Annotated in this window: 15 protein-coding genes; 1 reads left to right on the top strand and 14 read right to left on the bottom strand. The window is 69.9% G+C overall.

Features of this window, described 5'->3' with window-relative positions; translation table 11 throughout:
• From ACIQLL_RS09145 to ACIQLL_RS09080, 14 genes are all read right to left on the bottom strand, one after another.
• Positions 1-306: a hypothetical protein gene (locus tag ACIQLL_RS09145; protein ID WP_402465800.1), complete on the bottom strand. Its 306-nt coding sequence runs from the start codon at positions 304-306 to the stop codon at positions 1-3.
• A 26-nt stretch (positions 307-332) separates the two neighbouring features.
• Positions 333-824: a hypothetical protein gene (locus ACIQLL_RS09140; RefSeq protein WP_402465799.1), complete on the bottom strand. Its 492-nt coding sequence runs from the start codon at positions 822-824 to the stop codon at positions 333-335.
• Positions 821-1,312, bottom strand: coding sequence for a phage tail tube protein (locus tag ACIQLL_RS09135; protein WP_402465797.1), 492 nt, complete (start codon positions 1,310-1,312; stop codon positions 821-823). Before ACIQLL_RS09135 ends, ACIQLL_RS09140 begins: the two co-directional genes overlap by 4 nt.
• A gap of 3 nt (positions 1,313-1,315) precedes the next feature.
• Entirely contained in the window at positions 1,316-1,528 is a 213-nt protein-coding gene (locus ACIQLL_RS09130) for a hypothetical protein (RefSeq protein WP_402465794.1), read from the bottom strand.
• 17 nt (positions 1,529-1,545) lie between these two features.
• A complete protein-coding gene (locus tag ACIQLL_RS09125; RefSeq protein WP_402465792.1) occupies positions 1,546-1,977 on the bottom strand; it encodes a hypothetical protein in 432 nt (143 codons plus the stop codon).
• Entirely contained in the window at positions 1,974-2,423 is a 450-nt protein-coding gene (locus ACIQLL_RS09120) for a hypothetical protein (protein ID WP_402465790.1), read from the bottom strand. The genes ACIQLL_RS09125 and ACIQLL_RS09120 overlap by 4 nt, the downstream gene beginning before the upstream one ends.
• Complete coding sequence (locus ACIQLL_RS09115; RefSeq protein ID WP_402465788.1) at positions 2,423-2,950, bottom strand: hypothetical protein; 528 nt, start codon at positions 2,948-2,950, stop codon at positions 2,423-2,425. Before ACIQLL_RS09115 ends, ACIQLL_RS09120 begins: the two co-directional genes overlap by 1 nt.
• Positions 2,947-3,177, bottom strand: coding sequence for a hypothetical protein (locus ACIQLL_RS09110; RefSeq protein ID WP_402465785.1), 231 nt, complete (start codon positions 3,175-3,177; stop codon positions 2,947-2,949). Before ACIQLL_RS09110 ends, ACIQLL_RS09115 begins: the two co-directional genes overlap by 4 nt.
• A gap of 65 nt (positions 3,178-3,242) precedes the next feature.
• Complete coding sequence (locus ACIQLL_RS09105; protein WP_402465783.1) at positions 3,243-4,475, bottom strand: phage major capsid protein; 1,233 nt, start codon at positions 4,473-4,475, stop codon at positions 3,243-3,245.
• Positions 4,476-4,586: 111 nt separating this feature from the next.
• Positions 4,587-5,222: an HK97 family phage prohead protease gene (locus tag ACIQLL_RS09100; RefSeq protein ID WP_402465780.1), complete on the bottom strand. Its 636-nt coding sequence runs from the start codon at positions 5,220-5,222 to the stop codon at positions 4,587-4,589.
• A complete protein-coding gene (locus tag ACIQLL_RS09095) occupies positions 5,219-6,388 on the bottom strand; it encodes a phage portal protein (RefSeq protein ID WP_402465778.1) in 1,170 nt (389 codons plus the stop codon). Before ACIQLL_RS09095 ends, ACIQLL_RS09100 begins: the two co-directional genes overlap by 4 nt.
• On the bottom strand, positions 6,385-6,534 hold the full coding sequence (locus tag ACIQLL_RS09090) for a hypothetical protein (protein ID WP_402465775.1): 150 nt from the start codon (positions 6,532-6,534) through the stop codon (positions 6,385-6,387). The genes ACIQLL_RS09095 and ACIQLL_RS09090 overlap by 4 nt, the downstream gene beginning before the upstream one ends.
• Positions 6,535-6,540: 6 nt before the next feature.
• Complete coding sequence (locus tag ACIQLL_RS09085; protein ID WP_402465772.1) at positions 6,541-8,085, bottom strand: hypothetical protein; 1,545 nt, start codon at positions 8,083-8,085, stop codon at positions 6,541-6,543.
• Positions 8,033-8,344: a hypothetical protein gene (locus tag ACIQLL_RS09080; RefSeq protein WP_402465770.1), complete on the bottom strand. Its 312-nt coding sequence runs from the start codon at positions 8,342-8,344 to the stop codon at positions 8,033-8,035. Before ACIQLL_RS09080 ends, ACIQLL_RS09085 begins: the two co-directional genes overlap by 53 nt.
• A 420-nt stretch (positions 8,345-8,764) precedes the next feature.
• Between ACIQLL_RS09080 and ACIQLL_RS09075 the strand changes: the two genes are divergently transcribed.
• The gene (locus ACIQLL_RS09075; RefSeq protein WP_402465767.1) at positions 8,765-8,989 is read left to right on the top strand and encodes a hypothetical protein; all 225 of its coding nucleotides are present in this window, start codon (positions 8,765-8,767) and stop codon (positions 8,987-8,989) included.
• Positions 8,990-9,093: the final 104 nt, after the last annotated feature.

Here is a 9,093-nt window from a genome sequence, read left to right as displayed (position 1 = left end):
TCACCTCCCGTGGCTGTTCGCCTCGATCTCGCCCCGGCAGCGGCTGCAGGTGGCATGGGTTCCGGAACGGGGGACGACGTGCGCACCAGCGGCCTTGGCGTCCTCGGAGCGACTGACCTTCTCGAGCTGGACGCAGGTCGCGCAGACGTCCACGTGGAAGTGCTTCGGGCCCTCGTCGGGGTGGGTGCCGCAGCCGGAGCAGCGGCGGGCCTCGTAGGCCTGCCAGGACAGCGCGGCGTCCTGGTCTGCCTGGTCCCACGAGAGGAACTCCGACAGCGGCAGCCCCTTCGGCCCGCAGTACGCCATGCGGGCCGCGAACAGCGCGTCGCCGGTCAGTCTTTTGGGAGCTGCTCCGGCGGCAGGTTGGTGTTCAGGTTGAGCAGCCGGATCCACAGGTCCTGACGCTCACCGAGCGACCAGGTCGTACCGGGGCCGACCTGGTCGGACCACCACGGGGCGTCCTGGAGCTCGGGGTCGGTCGCGCACAGCGCCGCGAGCTCGGGCAGGGCGTCGATCGACCACTCGCCCTCGTCGTCGGTGTGCGCCGCCAGGATCCGTTCGACGTCGGCAGGGTCGCCCGCTGCGAACTCGACCTCGGCGAAGTGGTCCCGCAGCTCGGCTGAGGCCGCGTCGCGGGTGCGCTTGGCCGTGGCGACCTGCTTCGCGGTGCCCTTCTGGCCGGACTTGGCCAGTTCGGCGAACAGGAGGTCCTTCTCGGCCTTCTCGTAGGCGGCCCGCGCCGGCCCAGGGTCGGACACCTGGACCGGCACGGTCACCGTGCGGCGAGCCTTCGCCGCGAGGCGTTCCTTGAGGCTCACGGTCACGCCGCCGCCGGGATCTCGACGTCCTCGGCCGGCTCGTCGCTGATCGCGAAGCCGATGGTGACCTGCATCGCCTGGTCGCCGACGGAGCGGACCTTGCCGACCGAGGTGACCTCGACCGGGTAGACGTCCGACATCTGCGTGGGCACGTAGCCGCCGTCGCAGAAGATCAGGTAGCCCTTCGTGCCGCGCGGCAGCACGGTGCGCACGTCGTCGCCGGCCAGGTCGGCGTAGAACGTGATGGACGAGGCGTCCACGCTCGTCCGGCCGCCGATCTGCTTGGTGAACCGCGAGTCGAGGTCCGGGGTGTCGATCATCCCGGACGAGACCATGAAGCCCGACAGGTCGGCGATCTCACCGGTCAGGTCCTGCGCGGCGGTCACCTCGGTGTCGGTGTAGGCGGTGTAGTCCGCGAGGGTGGTCGCGAAGAACACCTTGGAGATCTCGGGCGCGAAGAACCGCTCCGAGGTGGGGATGGGGGTGGCAGCCATGAGCTACTCCTCTTCGGTCGTGGACGCGCCCGCGTCCGGGGTCTCCGGCTGGTCCGCCGGGGTCTGGGTGTCGCTGCGCCGGCGGCGCCGCGTCGAGCTGGCCGGCTTCTCGCCGACGCTCCAGCCGGCGCGCTGCCAGCCAGGGACCGAGCGGCCGTCGACGGTCGACGTCGCGTCGGTGGTGGGGTGGTGGATCGTGACGGTCTCGTGGCGCATGGCTGCGCCTCCTCTCCTCAGGTGAGGCCTGCTCGTGCGTGGACGTCGTCGACGACCCGGGTGACGGCATCGACGACCTGCTCGGTCCCTTCCTGGACTGCGGGGAGCAGGTACGGGCGCGCGGCCTGGGAGTACCAGAACTCGAAGTCGCCGAACAGCGGGTGCTTGAACGGGTTGTCGAGGATTCCCTCGTAGGCGCGCGCGTGCGGTGCGGCCTTGAGCGAGGCACGAACGGAGATGCCGGGCCGGCGGCCCGACAGCGTGACGCGCAGTGAGAGCGAGGCGGGGATGCGTGACGACCAGGCTGCGTTCGCCCGGGCCTCGTTGAGCATTCCCTGGCCCGCAGCGCGCAGCGGCTTGCGAACCTCCCGATGGAACTCCTTGGGGATCGCAGCGAGCCGGGAGGCCAGACCGCGGATCTCCTGGAGGTCGATTCCGTCGTCGCTCACAGCAGAGACTCCGCGGACACGGAGAAGAAGACGGTGCAGGTGACGCCGTCCTCGTGCTGGATGACGACCCAGTCCATGTCGCCGTCGAGCTCGACGCGCTGCCAGACATCCTCGACGACCTGGTCGGAGCGCAACGCGGCGTCGATCGTGCGCAGGTATCCGGCGCAAGCGTTGCGAACCTCTGCAGCCACGGTGTTTCCGCTGGTCACGGTGAGCATTGATCGAACGGTTGAGTCCTCGCGATAGCGCGCCGGACCCAGGCCGGGCAGCCGTGTCGCCTTCGTGGTGTAGCCGGGGTCCGACGACCCAGACGGCATGCCGACGACGATCGCCTCGAACATGACCTCGCCGATCGATGGCCCGTCTTCGACCTGCAGCCCGGTGGCGGTGCCGAAGATCTTGATGAGTCGTGCCACGACGGCGTCGACCCGAGTGACGGCACCCATCACGCCATCCCGGGCAGCAGATGGTCAGCCATGAGCTCGAGCGCCCGCCGGGGAATCGCGAAGCCGGTCTGAGGCGCAGGCTCGTCGTCCCGCGCGTAGGCGCCGCGGCGACCCTGTCTCCCGCGACGCATCTCCCACAGGTGCGAGCCGAGGAAGAACACAGCCAGCACGAGGTCGTCTGGCACGGGCTCCTGGCCGATCCGCAGCGTGATTGCCGCCGCGCTGGTCGGCAGTCCTGTGATGACACCGATGCTGGACACTCGGACGGCCGTCGGGGTCTCGCCGTCGACCGCGGTCACTTCGAGCACGGGGTCGGTGCGATGCCAGTACCGACCGCCGTGACCCTCGTCCAGCTGGACGGTGATGCTGCGGGGGTTGAGCGCCCCGACCCGGCCCTCGACGGTCCGGACGGCGGCACGGAGCCACTGCTCCGCCTCGTCGGTCTGGTTCTCGTCCGTGAGGTTGATGGCGTTCTTGAACTCGTCGACGCTCAGGGGCGGGACGAGGGCCAGGCCGTCGGCGGTCACTCGGAAGCGCCGCCCTCGTCGGCGTCAGTACTGGGCGCCTTCGGAGTGGTGTCCGTGACGGCCTTCTCGATGAAGCCGGCGGCGAGGTAGTCGGACGCCTCGACCTCGGGCAGGTCGATCCGTTCGCCGGGCTTGGGCCAGTCCTTGCCGTCACGGGTGCCCGAGATCGACGCCCGGACGACGTATCCGCCTGTTGCGGCGGCCTGGGTGCGCTTGCGTGCAGCCATGCTCATCCCCTCTCAGATGGAGGCCCGGCGGGCGGCGAGGATTGCTCCCGCCCGCCGGGGCCGGGTCAGGACGCGGCGCCGCCGACGAACGCCTTGATGGCGCCCGTCTGGTCGGCCGTGAGGCCGTCGACGCGCACCAGGGCGCGGTAGGCGACCTCGTCCGTGTCGAACTTGAAGTCGGTGGAGCGGTCGAACCGCACACCACCGGCCATGCGGACGAAGTACCGCGACCAGTCGCCGAAGAGCACCGACTTCGCGGCGACGCCGACGGCGGCGACGTTCGGGTCGGACTCGATCGGCTTGCCGAGCAGCATGTCCGGCTCGCCGTAGGTGCGGGCGGGCTCGAACAGGTACCGGCCGGCACCGTCCTTGAGCTTGCGGATCTCGCCGAGGGACGAGTCCTTGACGAGCCACCCGGCCGAGCGCGAGGCGCGGTAGGGGGCGATCACGGAGAACATGAGGTCGATCAGGTCGTCCGCGGTGAACGCGCCCGCGACCGCGGCCGCGCCCGTCTTGCCGGCGGTGGCCGTGGTGGCGGCACCCGTCGGCTCGCCGGACCCGTCGCCGGTGATCAGGTGCGCACCGTAGGCGAGGCCCAGGTTGCGCCCCGCGGCCTCGGCGATGTAGCCCGTCAGGTCCACACCGGTGTCGGCCAGGAGCTCGCTGGGCACGATGACCAGCTGGCCGTACTTGTAGGCGCCGAGCGTCCGCTTGGCGAACGTCGGGTCGGTGCCGCCGATCGTCCCGCTCTCGTCGACCTGGGCCGCCGCGCCGTGCGACGTGGTGGTCGGAACCTCGAAGGGCTCGCCGCTGGCCGTCGACAGCACGGTCGGGCCGAGGCGCAGGACGCCGGAGGTCTCGACCAGGTGCTGCAGGAGCACGTTGCGGAACGACGTCGGGACGGTGTTGCCGCCCGCCGTCGCCGGCGACGTACCGAGCGCGCGGATCTCGGCGAGCCCGTCGGTCACCTCGCGGGCCGACAGGGCGACGGCGTCGCCCTGTCCCTTGGCCAGCGCCCGGAACTGGTCGGCGAGGTCGACCTTGCGCTTCTCCTCGCCGCCCATGCTCTCCAGGCCGAGCCTGCGCAGGCTCTCCTCGGCCTCGTCCTGCTGGCGCACCTGCTCCTCGAGCGCGGTGATGAGCTTCCGCTTCTCGTCGAGGTCGGTGGTCATGCGCTCGTAGGACTGGGTCTCCTCGGCGGTGAGCTCGCGCTTCTCGCCGGCAGCCGTGTCCAGGAGGGCCTTGGCCTCGTTCCAGGTCTTCTGCCGCGCCTCGATGAGGTTCTTGAGGTACTCCATGATGTGCTCGCTTCCTGCCCGCTCTGGGCATGACGAAGGGGCGGCACGCATCACGTGTCGCCTGTGGTTTCAGGTGTGCCGGGTGGGTGGCGCCCTGCCCGAGCGGGGGTGCTACTGCTGCGCGTCGAGCTCGAGGAGCATCGCGCGGACGTCGAGGGCCGGGTGCGTTGCGCGCTGCCCGTCCTTGGCGTCTTGCCCGAGGGGCTCGCCCTCGGGAGTCTTGTCGGCCTCCTGGTGCGCCTCGAACGAGCGCACAGCGACGGTGGTGTCCAGGTAGGCCGGGGAGTTGACGGGGGCGACGTCGACCAGCTGCACTGCGCGCAGGGTGCGCAGCGGGAAGCCCTGCTCGGTGGCACTCCACTCGTCGTCGATTGTGCGGAAGGCGAACGAGGACCACTTCACGTCACCGCGAGCCGCGAGCGCCTTCCAGTCCCGCCCGGACGAGGTGTCCGGCAAGTCGACCGTGTAGCGCAGGCCCGTGCCGTCGACCTCGAGCTTGAGCGTGCCGGCCCAGGTAGTGCCGAGCAGGTGGGCATCGTCGTGGTTTCCGCGGACCATCACCGGCACCTGGTCGGCCAACGACTTCGTGAAGGCGCCAGGGTCAACCATCTCGACGAAGCCGCCGAGGTTCTGCGAGTGCCGGTTGAACACGGCTGCGTAGCCCGTCAGCTGCCCGATCCCCGAGCCGCCCTCGCGCAGCTCCACGGGGCCGAGCGCCGCGGTGCGGATCTCTGGTTCCGTCGTCATGATGACGCCTCTCGGTCGGGGTCGGTGCCGCCGGCATCCAGGCCGGAGGTGTTCGTTGCGGGGGAGTACCACTGCTGCCACTGTTCGACCTGCTCGTCGGTCAGCGCCGGCCGGTCCTCGAGCTCGCGGGCCTCGTCGAGGCGCTCGACGCCCGACTTGAGCGCTACCGCGTGGCTGAGCATCCGCGTGCGCAGGTCGGCGCGGACGAGGGCGTCCATGTTCGCCTTGACGTACACGCCGGTGACGCCGAACGGGTCCAGCGCGGCCGTGAGAGCGGCCTCGAACCGGCGCACCCACGGCATGAGCGCGCGCCGGTTCCGCTTGAGCTCGTTGAGCTCGACGGTGTTGTAGGTGTTGCTCGAGCCGGTCTCGCCGCCGATGTCCTCGGGGGCGACCCGGTAGATCGCCGCGATCTCGGTGGCGGAGGCCTTGATCGTGGCCAGGAACGCGGCGTCATCCTTCGGCACCTCGAGCGGGGACCACTCCCAGTCGTTGCCGGTGACGAGGATGTCGCGCCCAGAGACGGACTCCTTGAACCACTTCTTGGCCTTGTCGGACGATCCGGGCGGCAGCACGCGCGCCTTGTTGCGCAGCACGCCAGGTGGCATGATGCCGCGGTCGTAGAACTCGGCGGCGTACCGCTGGGCGTTGATGCCCTTGGTGATCTGCAGTCGGAAGAGCGCGACTGGGGACAGTCCGACGATGCTCCCGGGAAGCGTCGGGCCGGGCACGTAGATGACGTCATGCTCGTCGAGCGCCCTGCCGTCGACACGGAACAGCGGTCGGGCGAGGTTCGTGTCGTCGATCTCGACGCGGTCCGGATCCACCCAGATGACCTTGGCCGGCAGGCCGGCGCGGTCGCGGGCGACGACCATGCCGAACGCGTATCCGCGCAGCAGTGCAGACATGACGGCCTGCTGCATCCACGTGATGAAGTCGATCCCGTAGGCGGGTGAGCGCAGCAGCTCCGGCGCGACGGCCATCTGCTCGCCACGCTGGTAGGCGTGCCACGGCGTCACGGCGACGTCGTCGGCGATGCCGGTGGTGGCGGAGTAGAGCGGGATCAGTCCGAGGCTGTAAGCCCCTGTCGAGGCAGCGGAGCCGCCAGCGGACCAGGGCAGGTCGTCGACTGAGCGCGCCTCGGCACGCTTGAAGAAGATGCTCACCGGGACTGCCTCCACGAGGCCAACAGCGTCATCGCGCCACCGGCGATCAGGGCGACCGGGATGCCAACAAGCAGCGCCAGGCCAACGATGATGGCGCCGGCGCCAATCAGGTCCATGAGGGTCGTCACCGCAGGTCGCATGCTCATCACCGCCTATCCCAGGGAGTCCATGACGTCGTAGTCGGTCTCGGCGTTGTCGTCGAAGCCTGCGAGTGCGAGCGTGACTGCGTTGAGCTCGGCGATGTGTCGGTCACCCGAGGGGCGCCAGATCCAGCCGCCACGAGCGAGGACGTGCGCCTTCGACTCGCGTACCGCCGCGTCGAGCGGCCCCTGGCCGAGGTGTCGCAGCCGGTCGCCCTCCAGCAGGTCGTACAGGCGCCCGCATGCGTGGCTGAGCTCGCCGACCGTGACCACGTGCACGTCGACCATCGCGGCCTCGATGTCCGGCAGGAGCGATCCCGCAGCGGACGCCGGGTCTACGACCGTAGCGAGGGGGAGGTGCCGGTCAGCGAGGGCGGCGAGCCAGGGCGAGCCGGCATCGTCCGGCAGGAACAGCCAGGTGGACTTCCGCTCGGCGCGGACAACCTCCACGTGATACCGCCCGTCAGGGCGCTGTCCGACGGCGGCAACAGCCACGGTCGACTTGTCCGGCGACATCGCGAGCCCGAAAGCCAGCGGGCCGACAATCTCCGACTCCCGGTCGCGAGCGTCGTCCCACTTGCCCGGGTCGAGGCGCGTCGTGGTGTCGGTCTCGTCGTCCCACACGCCGAGGCCCTCCCGTCGCCACGCCTCGTCCGACGGCAGGTTCTCGCGGAGGCGATCTACCGACGCGGGCGGCGTTCGGTGCGGGTAGGACGCGTTCGCCTTCTCGATCTGCGCCACGTCGTACAGGTCGGGCCCGCCCGGCATGCCGACGTCAGGATCGGCCGAGCACTCGACATACAGTGCCTCACCCTGCTCGGCGACGACCACGCCCTCAGGCTTGACCGCGAGAGCCTTCTTGCGCCTCGCCTTGAAGACGTCGCCCTTGCTGCCGTCGACGGGACGTGGTGGCGTGCCCATGTAGAACAGGAGCGCGCCGTGAGGGAACCGCGACTGGTTGGTCGCCGCGACCATGTCCTCGAGCGCCTTCTCTGTGAGGATCTGCGCTTCGTCGAAGACCTCGACGTCGACCTCGTCGAAGCCGCGGCCGAAGCCGTCCTCGCGAGCGCCGAACATGATGACCGACCCGTTCCGGAACCGGATCTCCTGCTCGCCGTTCGTCGTGCGGATTCCGTCGTTCCGGCCGGGGGCGAGGTGTGGGGCGACCCTCTTCCGCTTCGCGAAACCCTGGAGCTTCTGGAAGGTCTGCGTGGCCGTCCGGGTGCGGTGAGCCGTCCACAGAACGGTCAGGTTCGGGAACAGGACGCACAGGGCGAAGATCGCGCGGCTGACGAAGAACGTCTTGGCGACCTGGCGCGGGATCGAGAGCGTGATGCCGCCGACCGTGGCCGCGTACAGGCCGTCATCGCGCAGCCCGAAGGTGACCTGCCCGAGCCCGTCCTGCCAGACATCGAAGACGACTCCGAACTCCCGGCACTGCTGCTCGATCTCGAACCACAGGGTGTCGACGATCCCCGAAGGGATCACGACGTGCCGGGCGACCTCAGATAGCCGAAGCTCGGAACGTTCGACGGTCGCCACGGTGGTTGTCGCCACGCTGCCGCTCCTCGTGCTCCTCGGCTGCCCGGCGCTTCTCCTCGGTGGCGATCAGGCCGTGCAGCTTGTTGAGCTCGTTGTTGAGCTGCGGCGCCGTGTTGTCCCCGGCGTTCGCGAGCTTGTCGACGATGAGCCGGCGCTGGGCCAGCAGCATCTGCAGAACGTCGCCGGACTCGACTGCCTCGATGAGCGTCGGCGGCTCGGCCCGCTCGGTCGGCTGCTCGCCCTCGGAGACGGCGCGTAGGTGCTCACGCGTCATGGCGCACCACCTCTCGACGTCAGGGGGAGGGGGGGGAGGGGGCCCCGGGGAGGGAGGATGCTGACTGGGCGCGGGTCACTGGCTCAGGGCCTCAGAAAACCCGCGAATCGGACATCACCACTCGCGGGACGTGATGAGGTGCGGACGCGGGCGCCGTCCTGACGTCGCCCGGTTGCACGCCTGGTGCTCTGGCCCGGTGTAGACGGACCGGTCGTAGTCGTCGTGACCGAGGTCCCAGGGAGTGCCCGGCTCGATCCAGCCGCCACACCGAGCGCAGTCGACCTCGCCAGCATCGACCTGCGGCGCCCACCCCTCTCGGAGGCGCTGGTGCTCGGCGCCGTAGCCGCGCTGGCTGGTGCTCCCAGGCTTCGGCATGAGGTTCACCCGCCATCGTGCGTCAATCGATGGTGCAATGGATGGATGGCTGAGAAGAGCGAGGCACCTCTACCGCTGCTCGGTGGCATCGGCGTCGGCGTGATGCTGCTCGGCATCGTCGCGATCGTCGCTGGCAACCCAGCCGCGCTGATCGTGGTCGTCATCGGCGCCGTGATGCTGGGCGTCGGGCTGTTCCAGAAGTACGGGCGTCAGCGGCAGCGTCAGCACGACGAGCTGATGACCGAGCTGCGCGAGTCCCGCGAGCGGTAGTCCCGCACGACGAAGGCCCGAGCGCTGTTGCACCCGGGCCTTTCGACACGACTTCGATTCAGCCACAGGCTATGTCAAGTCGCGCGATTTCGCCACCGACACGC

The sequence above is a fragment of the Isoptericola aurantiacus genome, assembly GCF_044769875.1.
Taxonomy (GTDB): Bacteria; Actinomycetota; Actinomycetes; order Actinomycetales; family Cellulomonadaceae; genus Isoptericola; species Isoptericola aurantiacus.
Note: the sequence above shows the minus strand (reverse complement) of the source record. Positions and strands in the feature narration are given on the sequence as shown.